General features: G+C 40.0%; 12 protein-coding genes. 1 reads left to right on the top strand and 11 read right to left on the bottom strand.

Features of this window, described 5'->3' with window-relative positions; translation table 11 throughout:
• Nucleotides 1-9: 9 nt before the first annotated feature.
• The 11 genes from R2S57_RS26640 to R2S57_RS26590 all read right to left on the bottom strand — a co-directional run bounded on the left by R2S57_RS26640 (nucleotide 10) and on the right by R2S57_RS26590 (nucleotide 17,935).
• The gene (locus tag R2S57_RS26640) at nucleotides 10-3,450 is read right to left on the bottom strand and encodes a glycosyl hydrolase (protein ID WP_316847961.1); all 3,441 of its coding nucleotides are present in this window, start codon (nucleotides 3,448-3,450) and stop codon (nucleotides 10-12) included.
• Nucleotides 3,450-4,739: an L-fucose:H+ symporter permease gene (gene fucP, locus R2S57_RS26635; RefSeq protein ID WP_316847960.1), complete on the bottom strand. Its 1,290-nt coding sequence runs from the start codon at nucleotides 4,737-4,739 to the stop codon at nucleotides 3,450-3,452. Before fucP ends, R2S57_RS26640 begins: the two co-directional genes overlap by 1 nt.
• Before the next feature lie 76 nt (nucleotides 4,740-4,815).
• Nucleotides 4,816-5,256: a MaoC/PaaZ C-terminal domain-containing protein gene (locus tag R2S57_RS26630; protein ID WP_316847959.1), complete on the bottom strand. Its 441-nt coding sequence runs from the start codon at nucleotides 5,254-5,256 to the stop codon at nucleotides 4,816-4,818.
• Between the two features lie 70 nt (nucleotides 5,257-5,326).
• Nucleotides 5,327-6,409 carry a Gfo/Idh/MocA family oxidoreductase gene (locus R2S57_RS26625; protein ID WP_316847958.1) on the bottom strand — a complete coding sequence of 361 codons (1,083 nt, stop codon included), beginning with the start codon at nucleotides 6,407-6,409 and terminating at the stop codon, nucleotides 5,327-5,329.
• Nucleotides 6,406-7,644, bottom strand: coding sequence for an extracellular solute-binding protein (locus R2S57_RS26620; RefSeq protein WP_316847957.1), 1,239 nt, complete (start codon nucleotides 7,642-7,644; stop codon nucleotides 6,406-6,408). Before R2S57_RS26620 ends, R2S57_RS26625 begins: the two co-directional genes overlap by 4 nt.
• On the bottom strand, nucleotides 7,637-8,800 hold the full coding sequence (locus R2S57_RS26615) for a CaiB/BaiF CoA-transferase family protein (RefSeq protein ID WP_316847956.1): 1,164 nt from the start codon (nucleotides 8,798-8,800) through the stop codon (nucleotides 7,637-7,639). Before R2S57_RS26615 ends, R2S57_RS26620 begins: the two co-directional genes overlap by 8 nt.
• Before the next feature lie 204 nt (nucleotides 8,801-9,004).
• A complete protein-coding gene (locus tag R2S57_RS26610; RefSeq protein WP_316847955.1) occupies nucleotides 9,005-10,159 on the bottom strand; it encodes a CaiB/BaiF CoA-transferase family protein in 1,155 nt (384 codons plus the stop codon).
• A complete protein-coding gene (locus R2S57_RS26605; RefSeq protein ID WP_316847954.1) occupies nucleotides 10,156-11,307 on the bottom strand; it encodes an ABC transporter substrate-binding protein in 1,152 nt (383 codons plus the stop codon). Before R2S57_RS26605 ends, R2S57_RS26610 begins: the two co-directional genes overlap by 4 nt.
• 238 nt (nucleotides 11,308-11,545) lie before the next feature.
• Nucleotides 11,546-13,909 (bottom strand): beta-galactosidase GalB, encoded by a 2,364-nt coding sequence (gene galB / locus R2S57_RS26600; protein ID WP_316847953.1) that lies wholly within the window; start codon nucleotides 13,907-13,909, stop codon nucleotides 11,546-11,548.
• A 157-nt stretch (nucleotides 13,910-14,066) separates the two neighbouring features.
• Nucleotides 14,067-15,179, bottom strand: a complete 1,113-nt coding sequence (locus R2S57_RS26595; protein WP_316847952.1) for a glycosylase — start codon at nucleotides 15,177-15,179, stop codon at nucleotides 14,067-14,069.
• Nucleotides 15,176-17,935: a family 78 glycoside hydrolase catalytic domain gene (locus R2S57_RS26590; RefSeq protein WP_316847951.1), complete on the bottom strand. Its 2,760-nt coding sequence runs from the start codon at nucleotides 17,933-17,935 to the stop codon at nucleotides 15,176-15,178. The genes R2S57_RS26595 and R2S57_RS26590 overlap by 4 nt, the downstream gene beginning before the upstream one ends.
• Before the next feature lie 275 nt (nucleotides 17,936-18,210).
• Between R2S57_RS26590 and R2S57_RS26585 the strand changes: the two genes are divergently transcribed.
• Nucleotides 18,211-18,984 carry an IclR family transcriptional regulator gene (locus tag R2S57_RS26585; RefSeq protein WP_316847950.1) on the top strand — a complete coding sequence of 258 codons (774 nt, stop codon included), beginning with the start codon at nucleotides 18,211-18,213 and terminating at the stop codon, nucleotides 18,982-18,984.
• The last annotated feature ends 206 nt before the right edge of the window (nucleotides 18,985-19,190 follow it).

Raw genomic sequence — 19,190 nt, 5'->3', positions numbered from 1 at the left:
GATCGATTTCTATTCAACTTGTATTAATACTGGTCCTAATAATCCTGCCGGATTTAAAGGTTTACCTTCCAAACGGAAAGGCGCTGTTGTTTTGGTAATCCGTTTATCCTCTGGCAATTTACTGTCGCCAATTAAACGGTTAGCCCAGGTATTGGTCACTTCAATGGTAATTTCATTTTCACCTTTTTTGATGGCCTTACTGATTTCCAAACGATGCGGTGCTGTCCATAAGGTGCCGCAATTTATACCGTTAATTTTTACTTCGGCGATACTGGAGAAATCACCTAGATCGATCCAGATTTTTTTCTTAAACACAGCATCAAAAGTGAATTTTTTTCTGTAAACAGCCGTTCCGGAGTAGTACTTAACTAAACTATCGGTGTTTTGTGTCCAATCGGTTAAATCGTTAAAAATGATTGGTTTTGATGGCCCACCGTAAGCAGTGTCGAATTTCACTTGCCAGGTTTTGGAAATATCTAAATCTGCTTTTTTGATTTTTTCCCCTTTCGCCTTTTTCGATTGTTCCTCTGAAATTTGCGAATAGAAAGAATAAACAGCAGGGGTATCCAAAACAACAAATATGGATTGGTTGGGATATAGCGTTAAATTTAAGTCAGTGCCACCAATAGCGTTGTTAATTTTATACGGATTAAACCAGGTATCACTTACCGCATCGTAAGTTTGTACTGATTTTTTACCATTTCTTAGGCTTATATACAATGCTCTTTCTTTATTTTGTTGGTTGGTAATAAAATAAATTTCCTTTGTACCATCCATTCTGTGTGTGTAGCCAATGCCATTTGCATAACCGTCACTTAACCTACCTTCTATTTCTTCACGCACACTTAAATCTCTTTGCAAACCTAACCCATCAAAAGTTTCCCCATAAAAAGGTGCCTTAAAAATTTCGCCCAAGCCTGATTTCTTTTTATAAACTGGCCGGCCGTTGTTTTTGTAAGACTCAAAATTTCCGCCCCAAATATCTTCCACTATCTTCTTAAATTCTTCATTCTTAACCTGTTTAATACCAGATTGATATACAGGTTTGTCTCCAACAATCACTTTAGCTCCTGCCTTGATTAATACGGATAGCTTTTTAATCACGGCATCACTCATATACTGGTAATTGGGATTCATTTTCATATTGCCCGGTATAACCAAAATTTTATAAGTTGCTCCGCTTTTGAATATTACATTTCCATCTTTAACAGTCGCTGTGTTTAATACATCAGGATTGAAACTATCATATGCGTAACCCCGCAATGGATTTACCCAGTTTTCGGGATCGGCCATATTTGCAGAATGCGTTACGCCAGCAGGGATTTGCCTTAATGGCTCACCAACATTGGCCAAACGTTTCTGTTCTGATTCTACAACATCACTTCTAAATATACCCGGTAAGGTTTCTACCAAACGATCGGGTAAAACCGAACGGCGGGGCAATTCTTCACCAGTGAAAACGGCGATTTCGACAACAGGTTTACCTTGCTGTAACAGCTTTTGGGTTCTTTCTGCATACTCAATCCAGGCTTTTCCTGCCTTCCACCAGGTTTGATCGCGTTGAAAATATAAACCTACCCCATCTAAAGTCATTCCTGGCTTTCGGTTGGTCCAGGGGTTATGCGTAAAAACATGATAAACGAGTTTATTGATCCCAAGCGCATAATTCCGGTCCTGCAAGGTTTTCATATTTGCCGGACTTTCGTTCCAATCCATCCGAACAGTGGTAAATGCCTCAGCCTGAATAATGTTTTTGCCATATATATGCGCCCCGGATATCGCATCTAACATATCATTTGGTTTGTCGTGCGTCGGGCTGTTTAACCAAAATTCGCCCATTGGTACATCTACCATTTTGTAATGAAGCAATCCATCGCTCACCATTGTTGGTGCGATGCTTTCGGCCGTAAAAATTACGCCCTGCTCCTTTGCCAGTTTGGCCAAAGTTTTATAAAATTGGTCGACCACCAGTTCGGAAATCGTTTTTCTGATGTCGTAAAGGAAGTTTTCGGATACAGCGGCACTTTCTACAGGTAAGCCTGTCATGATGGGTAGATACGGCGTTAAATCGTAACCCCTGCGCTTTAGAAATTCGGTTTTAAATACTGGCGACCAGTTTTGGCTGCCACATTCCCAGCTATCTACATGAAAAATGCTTAATACTTTTTTGGCGATATCTGGTCCACCGTGTTTTAATGCGGCGCCATACCAGCTCTTAAACTGTAGTTTTACGGCTTCTGGATTAAATTTATCACATTCCAAACCCATTCCGCCGCCGCCAGTGGCATTCGTATGCCCCGTTGACGTATGCCCAATTCTTAAGATGGTCCAGTTTCCTTTTGGTGCTTTCCAGTTTAGAATTCCATCAGCATTTAATTTGCCGGTTAGGTTTATGATCTTATTTAATGGTACACACAAGTTTTTAGCAATCTGCTCTTCAGTACTTCTCTTGCTCACGCGCCAAACCGATCCATTTTTACCTTCGAACTGGTTAATCTGTGCTTCAGCAGACAATTCGAGATTAAGGAGTTTTAAAGAGGGTTTCCATTTCGCTGCATCTAAATCTTCAGAACCCGGTTCAGACCCTTTTTTATCATAAATAAACCTGAAAAACTTTGCTGTTGTAGGTACAATCGAATGGGTAACATCTTCATCCGTATCCTGCCAGCCATGGCGTGGTGCTTCTAATCTGCCAATAGATTTAAAATTTTTTCCATCATCACTTATCTCAATTGCTAAACGTTGTGCCTGATAATTATTGCCACTAACTTTAATGTTTATTGTTCGGCAAGTGAAAGGTTTTTCAAATTCATATTGCACATAACAGGGTTCGTTTGAACCAAAGTTTTTTTTATTCCCCAGTTGAACCAGACCCGTGGCATCCGCTCCATTGCTTGCTGTTATTTTCGGAATAATATTTCGGGTAGAAATGCTTTCACCAACTGGCGATGGATAGGCATAAACGGCAATATCTTTATAATAGTTTTCTTTTGCTGTTGGTTGAGGTAATGTGATTTTAGCATTTGAATTACTGATATTTATCTTCGACCAAACCACTTTTTGCATAGAAAGCGCTGGCGTAATCCACGGGCCGCCTGCCAACGCGAAACCATCACTCACATGCATGCCCAATTTCAAGTTTAACCGTTTGGCTTCTGTCATTGCAAACTCGACCATTTTCCACCATTCGGGTGTAAGCTGCACAGCCGGCGGTGAATAAACAGGAACTTTATCTGGTTCCTGAATGTTCATGAGGTAAGCTCCTGCAATGCCATTTGATTTCATGGCTTCCAGATCTGCGGTGATACCTTCCTTGGATACCGCTCCTTTAACCCAATACCAAAATACCCAAGATTTTGCATTTTCGTTTTGTTGCGCAAAAACGTTTGCTGAAAAATTAACACTAATCAGTATAAAGCATAAAACCTTGATGTATTTAAAATTCTTCATTATTTGTGTGCGATTTTATAGCCTCTTAATCCGAAATAAAGGACGAAAACAAAGCAAACCAATGGAATGCTGTAACCAATTTGGATATTGTCGCCATACATATCGATTAAACTACCCATGCCGAATGGCAAAATCGCTCCACCCACAATAGACATAATTAGCCATGAAGAGCCAGGTTTAGTATCATCACCTATGCCATCAATGCCTAATGCAAAAATGGTTGGAAACATAATCGACATAAAGAATCCTATTGCTCCTAAAGCATATACCACATAAGAACCTTGTCCTAAAATAGCTGTCAGACACAATAATATGGAGATGATGGCATAAATGGTCAGGAGTTTACTGGATGATACAAACTGCAAGATTGCGGTTCCTGCAAAACGGCCTGCTGTAAATAAAAAGCCATAAATAATTAAATACGAGGCGGCTGTTTTCTCATCAAAGCCTCCGCCTTGTTGCGCCATTCTAATGAAAAAACTGGTTACACAAACTTGTGCTCCAACATAGAAAAACTGGGCTACAACCGCCCATCTTAAGTGTTTATGGCGTAACGCACCAAAAAAGCTTCCCTTAGCTTCTCCATCAATGCTTTTAGTTTTGATTTCTGGCAGATGGATAAAATAAAATATAGCAGCAATCAACAATAAAATAATCCCTAATGTAATGTAGGGTGTTTTAACCGATGCGGCCTCCTCAAGAAAATAATTGTTCCGATTAACTTCGGTCATGGCCGCCAATTCTGCTTTAGTGTGCGATTTCCCTGAAAGGATAAATAAGCCACCAATTAACGGCGCTACCATGGCAGCCAGGCCATTGAAAGAAGCTGCAAGGTTAAGCCTATTTGTAGCTTTGGCAGGATCGCCTAATACAGCAGCATAAGGATTAGCGGAGGTTTCGAGCATAGTTAAACCACAGCCAATGATGAAAAGGGCGATTAGAAAGGTGATGTACGAAAGATTATTGGCAGCGGGAACAAATAGAAATGCGCCAAATGCAAAGGCCAGCAAGCCTGATATCATAGTCGCTTTATATCCCCACTTTTTCAAAATCATTCCTGCGGGAATCGCCATTAAAAAGTAGGCAAAGAAAACTGAAGTATCAATTAAAGTAGACTGCCTGTTATTTAAGTTACAGGCCTTTTTTAAATGTGGAATAAGAATCGAATCTAAATTGTGCGCCATTCCCCAAAGAAAAAATAGGCTTACTACGAGAATAAATGGAAGTATATACTTTTTTCCTGAAGATGGATCTTCCTCTGTTACGATTTCTGGTGTATTGTGGTTCATTATATTTGGTTTTTTCTTTATTTGAAATGGCAAAAAAGATTGCCGCGTCGTTCCTCCTCGCAATGACGATTTTGTTTTACTTTTTTTTCACTACTAAGAGGTGGTCGCAAACCAATACCACCTCCCCGTGTTGGTTAATCATTTCTACATGTTCGTTTACCGTACCATATTCTGGTCTTTTGCTTTCTGCTTTTTCAGAAATGGTAATTTCCGAGTGAATGGTATCACCAATGAAAACCGGTTTCACGAAGCGTAATTTATCATATCCTTTACTCATGGCCTCTGGATTGATTTCTGAAGCTGTTAAGCCGATTCCGATGCTAAAAATCATCGTTCCATGCGCAATTCTCTGTTTAAATGGTTGCGTTGCACACCATTCTGCATCCATGTGATGTGGAAAGAAATCGCCGGTATGACCTGCATGGACAACAAAATCTGTTTCTGTTATCGTGCGGCCTAAGGTTACACGTTTTTCCTGTAATTGATAATCTTCAAAAAATGTTGATTTGAAATACATAGTTTTAATCTTTATAAGCGATATAATCGCCTTTCTCATGCATCCTCGTTATAAACGAGGACCATATATCTTAGTTATTTAACTGCTCTTTCACCTTTACCCCACCCATATCACTCGATTTATAGGCGCTTTCTACAACCGCCATTGTTTGAATCACATCTTCAACACTGGTATGCAAAACGTTGGTCGAGCCTTCGTTATAACGCATTAAATTGGCCATGGTGCCGATAAATGCTTCTGGAAACCAGGAGCCTTCCAGTTGTACGGTTTGCCACTCGGTTTGTTTACCTGCTTCAACAATGCAATACTCAAAAACATCGGGCACTCCATGAGGATAATCCATCAACAATCCTATTTTCGCTAAAATAGAACCTTTGGTTCCCTCCCATTTGATATAACTTTCCTGGTGGTTTGGGCCAAAATCATGGTCGTGGTTGGTATTGATTACGGCATGCATCGTATCTCCGTAATCGAATAAAATCGTTGAGCGGGACGAAGAGAGGCTTTTGGCCGGATGTTTTAGGGTTTTTGCCAGAATACTTTCAGGATTGCCTAAAAACGAACGGATTAAATCCACATAATGAATGCTATGGTATTGAATCTCTAAACGGGGATGGATTATTACATGTGGAAAAATCTCCCAGGGTGTTTTAATGGTAACGCGAACTTCCATGTCGTATAAATCACCAATTAATCCTGTTTCAATCAGGTATTTTGCTGCACTAACAAATGGTGCAAAACGCAATTGAAAGTTAATGGCCGCCTTTAAGTTTTTTGCCCTGCATAAACCGAGGATTTCTTTTGCCTGATCGAAATCATCACCCATTGGTTTTTGAATCAACACAGCACTTCCATCGGGCAATTGTTTTAAGGTTTCGATATATTGTTCTGGCATAATGGTTAAATCGTAAACTGCATTTTCGGGAGCGAGTTTTACGGCCTCAGTAACAGAGTTGTATACGTTTGGAATGCCAAAAGTATCCGCCAATTTCTGTGCCCTTTCTTTTGTCCGGTTTACAATCCCATGCACTTCAAAACCCGCAATTTTATAAGCGGGAAGATGCGCATCAGATACAATTCCACCAGCACCGATAATAATGATGGGCTGTTTAGTTAATGGCAATTCGGGTTTATATTTGATGTCGATACTCATTTGTCAATTTCATTAATTTGGTTTTGTGCCTGTTGGATCAATTCTTCAGTGGCTTGATCTGTATGAACTGCCTGCAAAACCATCTGATCAATTATTGCTGCAATGGCGGCCCAATTTGTTTTTTGAGGCAGCATATTGGCTACCTCATGCAATTGTTCCAGTTTATGGTAATAAGGGATTATTTTATTGATTTCTTCATCTTTCCATGTCGAAATCCTACAACCAATTCCGCCTGCTAAGGTGAGTTGTTTGTCTTGTTCCTCCGCCAGGGCAAAGCGGAGAAAATCGTAAGCAATATCTTTATTTTTACTGCCCTTAGCGATGGTATAAAGCCAATAAACATTTAAAGAGGCTGATTTTTGATCAGGTGTGCTAGGCAAAAGTGTCACATCAATTTTGCCTTTTACTTTTGAATTTGGATCCACTTCGCACATGGCAGCAAAGCCAAACCAATTTATCATCATGGCTGCCTCACCTTGCGAAAAGGCTATGCCTGCAGCTACAGATTCAAATTCAGCTGATTGAGGGTGAATGGCCGTTTTATCGTTAACCATTGCACGGTAGAAATTCAATCCATCTATCGCAGCTTGTGTATTGATCTGGATAAGGCCATTTTTATCCACCAAACTTCCGCCTCTGGTCCACAATTGTAAACAGAAATCAAAAATGGTATTGTGCCCGTCAGGGTGGCCAGCAAAGATGCTTCCATACAAATGATCAGCCGGGCGGTTAAAAAAACGTGCAATCTGATGAAAATCCTCCCAGGTTTTAGGGACTTCCAGTGCTTTTCCGAACTGTGTTAAATAATTGGCTTTTTCGGATTCATTTTCGAACAGGTCTTTCCGGTAAATAAAACATTCAGGACCATCATGAAAGGGTAAACCCACCACTTCCCAGCCAAAACGTTGCAGACTTAAAAGTGATTTGCTCCATCCACGTGGGAAATCATCTGGTTTATTTTTATTGATATATGGATTTAAAATTTCAAAATCCTGTGCGGTATATCCCTCTAAAATCCAATCGGTACTGATGTGTGCAATATCGAAATCTCCATTTGCCAAACCTTTTTTTGCAATCGTACTGTCGTAGAGCTCATGCAGATCCATCACCACCATTTCCAGTTTCAGCTTACAGCCCGAAAACTTGCAATATTGATCCCAGAATTTCTGCATGGCAGTTTCAAAAGGTGCAAATTTACGAACGGCTATTCTGAAAGTATCTATTTGGTTATGCATTTGCAGTGGTAATCTGTGTTATAAATTCCTGGATAATCTTTTCATTATCTTGTCCTAATTTTGGCGAACCCTTTGATGAGGTCAGCAACTCGCCATCAATCCGTATCGGGCATCTGGTGGTCTCATATCTGTAACCATCTACCATTTCCACCTGCTGTATCATGTTCAAAACCTTAAAACCGTCGTGTGCCATGAGGGCATTCCAGTTTAAAACATCTGCACACCAGATATCGGCAGGTTCGAGTATCGCGAGCCAGTTTTCAGTAGTGGAAGATAAAAGATGTTCGGCTAAAATTGCTTTAATTTCATCCCGTTTATCAAATGCTTCACTTACTTCTACGTAATCTTCCAGTTTCTCGCAACCTAGCAAATTGCCAAGCTGTGGAATCGAACCCATCGCCAGGGCTAAATATCCGTTTTCTGTTTGATAAATACCATATGGAGCGCCCAAATATGCGTTGGCATTGTTCTTTTTTGATCGTTCTGGTAAAAATCCACCATCATTCATAAAGGTGGTAATGGTTTCGAACTGGAAATCGTAGGCCGATTCCATCATACTCACCTGTACAAAACCACCTTCATTTTTCATGGCCTTGCGGTATAAACAAGCTAAAAGTCCTTGCGCTAAATGTGCGCCAGCCAACATATCTATTATAGACAACCCCATTGCAACAGGGCCACTATCTGCGTTTCCGGTTAAAGATGTTAATCCGGTAACCGCTTGTAACAATAAATCCTGACCTGGTTTGTTCTTCCATTCGGTAGTTGTTCCATAACCCGAAATTTCGCCATAAATAATGGTTGGATTTAGTGTTGTGACGGATTGATAATCGAAACCCAAACGCTCCATTACGCCGGGGCGGAAGTTATGGATCATTACATCGGCTTTTTTGAGCAGCTCACGAACCATTCCACAGTCATCTTCATTCTTTAAATCGACTTCAAAACTTTCTTTATTTCTATTAATGGCATGAAAAACCGATGATTCTCCATTCATAATCAGGTTTGAAGTATAGAGCGTACGACAAATATCACCGATACCCAAACGCTCAATTTTGATTACACGGGCACCCATGTCGGCCAGGCGCAAACTTGCCGATGGACCAGAAAGAAACTGGCTGAAATCGATCACTAAATAATCTTCAAGCGGTAGCATAATTTTATTTTTTTATAACAGCTGTCATTCTGAGTGCAACGAAGAATCTTTAACCCACTCGTACTGTCTTACACATTTTTTTATGGATAAGATTCTTCACTTCACTAATTATGACCGTCATGCTGTCCCGAACATTCGGGATCAGCATCTTTCCAACAAGGTAGACCCTGCAATAAATCCGATTGCTATCGGATCAGGGTGACGTTAATGTTTCAATTCAAACTCTTTATTAATATATTCTGTATCAAAACCCAGTTTCGGTGCAGCTTTCGAAGCAAATAACTTCTTGTTGTCCAAACGGATCGGACTAACAGTGGTCTTAATCTTCTTGCCTCCATCCAAATCCAAATGCTGTGCTATATCCAATTTTTTATAGGTACTTAAGGCTGTTGCCGTTTGATAATTCAATACTTCAGCACACCAAATCCCCTGGTTTTCCAATAATTCAATCCAGGTTTTGGTATTTTCCTTTTTAAAGGTTTCAGCCAATCTGACGATTAATTGATCGCGATTTTCGAAAGCCGAACCGGCTCCCGCATATAAATCTGAAATATCACAATTAATTATCGTACAGATATTTGGGAGGTTACCCATTGCCATGGCGATATAACCATCGGCAGTTTCGTACATGCCATAAGGCGCGCTTAAATAGGCATGTGCGCTTCCCTTTGCCCCACTTCTATCAGGCAGTTTTCCACCATCATTTAAGTAAGTGGTGATGACCTCGAACTGAACATCCAGAATGGATTCCAGCAAACTCACTTCAACAAGAACACTTTTATTTGTTTTAGTTCTTTTGATTAAAGCCGCCATAATGCCCTGTGCCAAATGGTTGCCACACATAATATCAGACACCGAAAGACCGAAAGGAACAGGTCCGTCGACATCAATCCCCGATAAAAAAGTAAGTCCTGAAATCGATTGAACCAATAAATCCTGTCCAGGTTTGTTTTTCCATGGCCCCTCATTGCCATAACCTGTAACAATACCATAAACAATTTTAGCGTTTATCGTTTGTACCGTTTCGTAATCCAGTCCAATTTTCTCCATCACTCCCGGACGGAAATTATGCGTCATTACATCGGCTTTACTGATCAGTTTTTTTAATCTTTCTAAATCCTCAGGATTCTTTAAATCAGCAGCGTAACTTTCTTTATTGCGGTTAATGGTGTGAAAAAGCAAACTGTCTTCATCCACAAAAAGATTTTTAATGGATAACTGTCTGCAAGCATCTCCTGTTTTTGGCCGTTCGATTTTGATTACGCGTGCGCCTAAATCAGCCAGTTTTAAACCCGCAGATGGCCCTGCCAAAAACTGGCAAAATTCTAAAACCAAAAGTCCTTCTAGTGGTCTGTTCATGATAATACCAGGCTTTTAGATTTCTGATAGATTTCATTCATGCTTGTTAAAACCTGAATTTCATCGCCACCATTCACTAAATAATCACGCACCACATCACCTGCATGGTCTTGAAAATACATCGAACCGTGATAACGCGGACGAAGAAAGGCTCTTTGCAAGGCCGGTAAAGTATTTAGAAAGTAATTGTGGCTTTGTCTGTTCACCTCTTCATTTTTCCATGCGGCCAAATATCCAGGCTGACCGCCGCTTTCGAAGAACAAAGTAGATTGACAAGTTGGTGCCCCTACGAATGTTACATATTTGGCAGCCATCTCCACTTCTTCGCATTTAGATGAAATGGCTAAACCCGTTCCGCCTAATGTACTCCTGAGATTGGTTTTGCCATCTAAGGAAATCATATCATGAAATTGCAAAGCTTTGCGTGCATAACCGTTACGCGAATAATTTGAGTAACCATAAGCAAAAGGACAATAGGCAATTTCGTCGGTTAAAGTCATGGCTTCATATACCTGAATGGGGTTTCTGTTGAAGTTTGCCGGATCTATTTTCGAAGCCAGCTCATGGTACATCTTTAAAGCACGAACGCCAGTTTCTGTAGAAACCACTTCTTCATCCTTTTGACAAGGATCTTCACCCAATGAACAGCAAAGCGTATAAAAATTCATTAAAACATCAATCGGGATGCCTGCAAAGGCTACTAAACCTTTGTCAGCCAGTGCCAATAAATCTTCAAAGGATTTGGGTAGTTGCAATCCCTTTTCTGCAAGTAAATCTGGTCGCGATGCTGCTACAGGCGTTGCAGCATCAATTGGCAAAGCCCATAAATGTTCATCATAGCAATAACTTTCGTACGATTGCCCAACTGAATTTTCTTCCTGGTCTTTCAGGTATGCTTCTGAAAGATAAAGATCCAAAGGCACAATTGATTTTGTTTTTGCGGCAAAACCTGCCCAGGGATGGTCGATCACCAGCAGATCGAACCGTTCTGCTAATTCTTGTATCGAAAAATCGGCAAATTGTTGCAAACTTCTTTTCTCCCAGGTGATATTTACATGAGGGTACAGTTCAGAAAACCGTTGCGCCGTTGCCACCATGGGCAAAAGCCCACGACTGTGGTTCCAGGTTATTCCTTTTAAATTAATCATCTTCTCCACTATATTTTCTCTTTATTTCTGTCATTCTGAACGCAGTGAAGAATCTCTGACTTCAAACTACTGCCTTATTAGAGCCTGTTCTCGTAGGTTGCAGATTCTTCGTTCCTCAGAATGACAAATTCTTTATTGTGTTCTATTTATTTCTTTAATGGTCGCTGTCTCCACCGACCATGTTTTTTAATTATTTCGGTCGGTGAGACACCAACCGATAGATTCATTTCTGTTGTTTCTATCTAACCGTTTTAATTGTGATGGATGAAGAAGCCAAACCAGCTGATGTAGCCGTTAATTTTATTGTTCCGCTTTTTTCCGTTGATTGTAATATCGCCAAACACAATCCATGGAAAGCCTTGCGGTAGTTCGCTTTAAACGGCTCCAAACTGGCCTGGAATCCATTGTCCACTCCTGCGATAAAACCAAGGCCATCTACTTTAAAATCGACTAAATTATCAGCATCTGGCACTACATTTCCCGCTGCATCCAAAATGCGTATGGTAACAAATGATAAATCTTTACCATCAGCTTTTATATTTTTTCTATCCGCTATTAATTCAATTTTCGCCGGATCTCCTGCCGTTTTAACCTCACGTACTAAAACATCTTTTCCATTTTTCCGGGATACAGCTTTTAATGTTCCAGGCTCGAAATTGACCTTCCATAACACGTGCAGTTCATCACCCTTTTTTGATCTCTTGCCAAGGGACTTTCCGTTCAGGTAAAGTTCTACCTCATCGGCATTGTTATAATAAGCCCAAACTTCTACCCATTTTCCTTTCGCCCAGTTCCAATGCGGAAGAATATGTAGTACAGGTTTGTTTGTCCATTCGCTTTGGTACATGTAATATGAATCTTTCGGAAATCCGGCTAAATCAACAATTCCAAAATAGGAACTTCTGGCTGGCCATGGATAAGGTAAAGGCTCACCCAAATAATCGAAACCTGTCCAAACAAACAAACCGGACACATGATCATATTTTTTGGCTGCTGCCCAGGTTTCTTCGTGTGTAGAACCCCAATAGGCCGAAACATTATCGTATGCTGATGCCGACCATTCGCTATTACCTTCTGTAAATTTGGTTTTACCATCTTTTGGCCAGCGGCGAATGGTATCGGCAGTATCGTAAAACCCTCTGGTTGCTAATGCAGAAGTGGTTTCTGTTGCCAAAAATTTAACGCCTGGATAGTTTACAGGGAAATCTTTATACAACTTATGATTGTAATTTAATCCATAAATATCGAGTGCCTTGGCCTGATAAATAAAGTTCTTATCCGCTTTTGTTTCAGTCAATGCCGAGATTACTGATCGTGTTTTATCTAAGTTTTTAACGATCCCTACCAATTCTTTTGTAATGACTATTCCTGTGCTATCAAACTGTTCACGGATTTCGTTACCGATACTCCAAAGAATAATCGATGGATGGTTACGGTCGCGTTTAACCATGTCTTCCAGATCTCTTTTGTGCCATTCCGGAAAATTGAGGTGATAATCATTTTTAGTTTTCTTTTTCACCCACATATCAAAAGCTTCGTCCATTACTAAAAAACCCATTTTATCGCATAAATCTAAAAACTCAGGCGCTGGTGGGTTGTGGGCAGTACGGATGGCATTTACGCCCATTGCTTTCATGATTTCGAGTTGACGTTCCATAGCCCGCACATTTACAGCCGCACCTAAGGCACCTAAATCATGATGCAGGCAAACGCCCAAAATTTTCATCGGTTTTCCGTTTAACGAGAAACCTTTTGTCGCGTCGAAATTGAAAGAACGGATACCGAATTTGGTTTCATAAGTATCGATTACCTGATTGTTTAACAAGATATTTGTAATTAATTTATATTGATATGGGTTTTCAACAGACCAAAAAACGGGATTTTTAACTTGAATGATGCTACTGATATTTGCTCCTGTTGACTCTATGTTAATCGGTTGAGCTTTGTTTTCGATCACCAATTTACCATTGGCATTGTAAACAGAATTGATTACTTTAATTGCTTGTACTTTTAGGGATTTATTCTCTATCTGTGCATGGAGTTTGATCCTGCCCGACTGATCCGTTGTTACAAAAGTACCCCATTTTGCTACCGCAACCTTTGCTGTTGAGCTTAACCACACATTTCTATATATCCCCGAACCGGAATACCAGCGTGAGTCGGGTTGAGCAGCGTTATCGACTTTAACGGACACTATATTTTTTCCAGTCTTTAAAAATTTACTGATCTCATACGAAAAAGAGCTATAACCGTAAGGCCGTTTACCCAAATATTGCCCATTGATCCAAACTTCACTATTTTTATAAACGCCATCAAATTCAATGGTGATTAATCTATCCTTGAAATTGGCAGGAGCAACAAACTCTTTTCTATACCAGCCAATGCCTGTCGGCAAAGCGCCACCCTCCGGTTTTGCAGGATTTTTCTCATCGAATTTCCCTTCAATGCTCCAATCGTGCGGTAAGGTAAGTTTTCTCCATTTTTGGTCGTTAAATGAAGATGATTTTGCAGCAGGCTCATCACCGAGATAGAATTTCCAGTTTTTGTTGAAGCTGATTCTGGTGCGTGGTTCTGGAGTGGCAGGAACGCGTGAGGTCTTCATCGCGAGGCCGAAGCAATCTGATTTCACGATTGATATTGCTTCGTTTCCCACAATGACGAATGACGAAGATTTCGCTTCAGTCGAAATGACGCAAAAAGACAACGTCATCAAAAGCGTCAAACCAAAAATTCTATATTTAAATTGAGGGCTCTGCATCTTAATTCTTTATTTCACCAACAAAATTCACTTTACTTTTACCCAAATCTTTTGATGTAGCTACAGCAATGCCGCGTTGGTCTTGTTTATTTACAGCACAATAAAAGTGATATACCGTGTCCTTGTATTTCAAAACGAACGATTTGTGGGCATATAATTCATCATATTTTTCTGATGATTCAATCAGGTTGTTTCCCGTCCAGTCGGTCCAGTTTATCAGATCATTGGAGGCTGCAAAGCGGTTAAATGAACCTTTTCTATCCTGCCAAAAAGCACCAAAGTAAAACATCACCCAGGTATTACTAATCTTTTGAATTACAGCATCTCCTGTAATGCCAACCGGATGGTGAACTACAGGGTTTTTATTGAAGCGCTGCCAGTGAAGCATATCATCCGAAACCGCCATACCGATCCGTTCATACCAACGCGTTTTTTTATTGTTGACCAATGAATCACCAACAGCATTGTAATACATCACAAATGCATGTCCGGTTAATTTTTGTTTATCTTCAATTACCGTACTTTTAAAAAGCTTGTTCCGGTTTTCCCACCAACGCACATCTGCATCACCCGAAGTTAGTACGGGTTTGTCTAATCTATTCCACTCCTGAACCATTGATGGATCTTTAGTGGTATAAGCCATTCCGATCGACAATGGTTCTACTTCATATCCTTTCTCTTTACCTCCAAAATAAGACATCCAATATTTTCCATTGAATTGATTTACGCTATAACTCCCGCCCCATTTCGTATCCAGCAAGGCGTTGTAACCTGCTTTTTGGTTATCGTCCCAATTGCCTGCATCGCCGAAAGACATTAATTTACCCTGATTTTGCCAATGCAATAGATCTTTGCTTTTTGCCAGCCAGGTTTCGTAACCGCGACCGCTAAAAATCAGATAAGTCATAAACCAGAATTTACCCTTTCTAAAAATGGTCGGGCAATCCATTTTATGGTCTTTATCCTTAGTAACCATTACCAAACCATATTTATAAGGCGTTTTTACTTCCTGATAAATCTTTTCCATCGTTTCTGCTGAAACAGGATTGGCCGTTTGGGCATTCAATTTTAATGCACTTACAAAAAGGAAAAAAACGATGATTATCTCTTTCATTGATGCTTCAGATTAAATTTATAATAACCTGATCCGATAGTCACCTTAGTTTTGCCGTTTTCACTATCTGCATCCGTAAACGACGAATTATATTCTTCAGTAATTACAGATTTCGGAAAGGCAGGAAAATAAACGGTAGCCTTTGTATTCACCGGGATATTGATTTCCAACGTGAAATTTTTATCTGTTTTCGTCCATTTGCTTGATATTTTGCCGTAAGGAGAATTGTAACTCACATCTGCCGAAGTTAAATCACCCACTACTTCTGGTTCGATTTTAATGTGGTTAAATGCAATCGAATTTTCGGACTGACGGATACCACCAACGCCACTGTACAACCATTCCATTAAATGCCCGAGCATAAAATGATTGTTGGATACCGTTGGTAAAGCTGCCCAGGACTCGGTTAGCGCCGTAGCGCCTTTTGCGATCTGCATCCCATACCCTGGTACATCCGAACGGCTGTTCATATCAAAAATCACATCCGATTTCCCTGCATCTTCTAAAACACGTAACACATAACGGTAGCCGATGTCGCCAGCTGTTAAACTATTTTTCCGGTCTCTGATATCTTTGACTAAATTCCCGATCACTGCATTTTTATCCTTTTCTTCAACCAGTTCCATATACACAGCCATCGCATTGGCCGCCTGCGAGCCTGTTGCGTATTGTTTGGTTTTGGTATCGAAGAATTGGTGATTGAAAGCATTTCTTACTTCAACCGCTAGTTTTGAATAGCTAAGCGCATCAGCTTTTTTGCCCAAAAGCCTGGCTATTTTTTCCAATATTCTTAAATCGTAATAATAAATTGCGGTACCGGTAACACCCATTGGCGTTAATTGCGATACACCAGGCGGTTTTTCGCCTAAATCGTACCAATCGCCTAAACCCTGCGATAAAATGTGCTTATTGGCCTTCGTTCCTAAATAATTGATGTACCCTCGCATCATCGGGTAGTAATCTGCCATCGCCTGTTTGTCGCCATACCATTGGTATAAATACCAGGGCATTAAAATTCCACTGCTACCCCATTCAGGCGAATCGCGGAACATATCTCCACCCCATTCGAACTTTACATATTCTGGTGCAATTTCAGGAATCAAACCACTCGTCAATTGTGAGTTTTTCATATCCTGCAAAGCTTTTTTAAACAGCGGTGCGGCATTGTAATTGTACCGAACAGAACTGCCCATTAAATGCAATTCTTCTAACCAACCTAATTTTTCGCGATGCGGACAATCGGTAAATACGCTCACCATATTGCTTTTAATGGCCCAATCGATCAGGCTGAATGTTTTATTAAATAATTCGTTAGAAGAAGAGAATTTACCCACTTGCTGAGCAGCATTTCGGATATGTAGTGCTTTTAAACCTTCGATTACGGCTTCGTTTGATGTATTTTTATTACCAACTGGTATCCCACCTTTAACTTGTAAATAACGGAATCCGGTATAAAAGAATTTTGGTCGCCAGATTTCTACTCCTCCTCCTTTTAGTACGTAGGTGAAATATGATGGTCCGCCACTATTTTTTTGCGTTACCGAACCGTCGGCTTTTAACAGTTCAGCTGGCATAATGCGAATAGTATCGCCTTTTTTACCACGCACTTTTAGTTCAATAATCGCAGATGCATTCTGCCCCATATCATATACCCATTCGCCGTTGGCCACTGGTGTAACCGATTTAACAGTGAAATTTTCGAAAACTTTTACAGGCTCTTCTTTCTGTGCATTTAATTTAGGACCATCAACCAACAAAGACGATTTCCATTTTGCATCGTTAAAACCAGCTAAATTCCATCCTTTTTGTTCCAGATTGGCATTATAATCTTCACCACCATAAATGCTTGAAAAGGTAATGGGTGATGGTGCGGTTTTCCAACTTTGGTTGCTGACAATATTGACTGAAGTACCGTCGATGTATTCTATCAGCACCCTGCATATCATTTTCGGATAACCAAAAGCCACTTTTAGTTTTTTATAACGCTCTTTAATCGGCGGAATATAATAAAAACCATTGCCGAGCATCACACCAATTGCATTTTCCCCTTTTCTAAGTTGTTTAGTTAAATCGTAAGTGATATATAAGGCCTCTTTGTCGTATTTTGTCCAGCCGGGAGCCAGGAAATCGTCTCCAACTTTCGAACCGTTCAAACTCATTTCAAAATGGCCTAAACCAGAAATAAAAGCCGTAGCTTTTTTAATTGTTTTGGCTACTGTGAAACCTTTGCGGAACATCGGCAAGATATTGTTGCCGATGTGGTTGTCTTTTTTACCATCTGTTGGCAAACTGTTTACATTAGAATCGGCCAGTTTTTCATAGGCAATCCATTTTGCACCTTCCCAATCTTCAGTTTTGAGTAACCCCATTTGCCAAAAGGCTGAGGTACTCCATTCAGATTGGTTTCCAAAATTATCCCAAACGCAAACCTTCCAATAATAAGTTTTAGTGGATAAAAGCTTATTCCAGCTGTAGTTTATGTGGATGGATTGACTTGAATTTATTTTTTTAGTATCCCAAACATCTCCAATATTCTTGCCCAGCTTATTTAAGCTGCTCGAAACCAAGATCCGGTAAGCTACCTGCATCACGTTATGTTTGGATGAGATTAACTTCCAACTTAAATGAGGTGAAAGTACATCAATTCCAATTGGATTATTTTTGTATTCACAATCTAACCGGGCAACCTTGATATCTTGCGCGAAAAGCGAAAAGCTTAACAGATAAAGCCAGGAAAAGATTACGAGTTTGCTCATCAACTGTTGTGCACCGTTACCGGCGCTTGCTTAGGTTTATAATTGGTTATCAGTGATAAAATCCGCCTAGAAATAAATTCTTAATTCGTATAAATTAAGCCTAATAAATTTCTTAACTTTAAATTGCTATCTCTAATTCAAATATAAATGTTTTTTTTAAATATGAAAACATATATTCGTATTAAAATTACACGAAATCTTCTTTTGTAGAAATAAGAAAGCATTTTGTATGTTTGAGATTGTAAAAAAAACGCTACAGCCAAATTTAAACCCGTATGAACGAAAAAGAATCGAAGTACCAGGCCCCTGCTTTGGATAAAGGACTTGATATATTGGAGTATTTATCAGCACAATCTATCCCATTGTCTCAAACCGAAATTGCCATTGGTATTGAGAAAACACCTAACGAAATTTACAGAATGTTGATGAGTTTGGAAAGCCGGGGTTATATTTTGCGTGATGAGGTTTCGGGCAAATACCGGCTGTCGCTAAAACTTTTTTACCTTTCACACCGGCATTCGCCTATTGATGAGTTGCGTAAAGCTGCCCAGTTTCCGCTGGAAGAGCTGGCCAATAGCATCCGCCAATCGTGCCATTTAAGTATTTTATATATGAACCAGGTGATGGTGATTATCCATGCCAAAAGTCCGGGGCCAATTGCACTTTCGATTGAGGAAGGGAATTTGTTTCCTTTGCCTTTAACGGCTTCAGGTAAGGTTTTATTGGCTTATATGCCCGAGGCTGAACGTAGCACAACCTTAAAAAACAATGCCATTTTCAAAAAATACGCCAAACCTCAACAAGAGGATTTTTTAAACTCTTTGACTGACATTCAGCAAACAGGTTCCTATTTTAAAAATAGTGATTCGGTTTCAGGTGTAACCGATCTTTCGGTACCGATCGGCATTGCCAGTAATAATGGTATCATCGCCTGTTTAACTATTTCTATGTTAAATGCGATCAATGTAGACCAAACTATTGCCAACGATGTGATTCTTGAGGAAGCTTATAAATGCGTTAAAAAGATTGAACAACGAATAGGAGTTTAACCCCCAACCCACTTGTTTGCGCTCGTTTCACAACGAGTGCGTAGATTTACAAACGATTTTATCGTTTGTAAACGACAAGTTATTCAACGCTCGTTAGAAACGAGCGTTAGCCAGGTTTTTGAAACCTGATTTTTATGTATACGTGTCAGATGGTAACATCTGACACCACGAGAACATCTGACACCACGGATAGGTTTATAGGCTTA

This window comes from Pedobacter psychrodurus, from assembly GCF_032678585.1.
GTDB classification, from domain to species: domain Bacteria; phylum Bacteroidota; class Bacteroidia; order Sphingobacteriales; family Sphingobacteriaceae; genus Pedobacter; species Pedobacter psychrodurus_A.
This window is presented reverse-complemented; position numbering and strand designations above follow the sequence as displayed.

Bases quoted from the DNA above. Each gene is read 5' to 3' on its own strand.
- R2S57_RS26585 (WP_316847950.1), top strand. From the start codon at position 18,211: ATGAACGAAAAAGAATCGAAGTACCAGGCCCCTGCTTTGGATAAAGGA.
- R2S57_RS26595 (WP_316847952.1), bottom strand. From the start codon at position 15,179: ATGAAAGAGATAATCATCGTTTTTTTCCTTTTTGTAAGTGCATTAAAA.
- fucP (WP_316847960.1), bottom strand. From the start codon at position 4,739: ATGAACCACAATACACCAGAAATCGTAACAGAGGAAGATCCATCTTCA.
- R2S57_RS26615 (WP_316847956.1), bottom strand. From the start codon at position 8,800: ATGCTACCGCTTGAAGATTATTTAGTGATCGATTTCAGCCAGTTTCTT.
- R2S57_RS26610 (WP_316847955.1), bottom strand. From the start codon at position 10,159: ATGAACAGACCACTAGAAGGACTTTTGGTTTTAGAATTTTGCCAGTTT.
- R2S57_RS26590 (WP_316847951.1), bottom strand. From the start codon at position 17,935: ATGAGCAAACTCGTAATCTTTTCCTGGCTTTATCTGTTAAGCTTTTCG.
- R2S57_RS26605 (WP_316847954.1), bottom strand. From the start codon at position 11,307: ATGATTAATTTAAAAGGAATAACCTGGAACCACAGTCGTGGGCTTTTG.
- R2S57_RS26640 (WP_316847961.1), bottom strand. From the start codon at position 3,450: ATGAAGAATTTTAAATACATCAAGGTTTTATGCTTTATACTGATTAGT.
- galB (WP_316847953.1), bottom strand. From the start codon at position 13,909: ATGAAGACCTCACGCGTTCCTGCCACTCCAGAACCACGCACCAGAATC.
- R2S57_RS26625 (WP_316847958.1), bottom strand. From the start codon at position 6,409: ATGAGTATCGACATCAAATATAAACCCGAATTGCCATTAACTAAACAG.
- R2S57_RS26620 (WP_316847957.1), bottom strand. From the start codon at position 7,644: ATGCATAACCAAATAGATACTTTCAGAATAGCCGTTCGTAAATTTGCA.
- R2S57_RS26630 (WP_316847959.1), bottom strand. From the start codon at position 5,256: ATGTATTTCAAATCAACATTTTTTGAAGATTATCAATTACAGGAAAAA.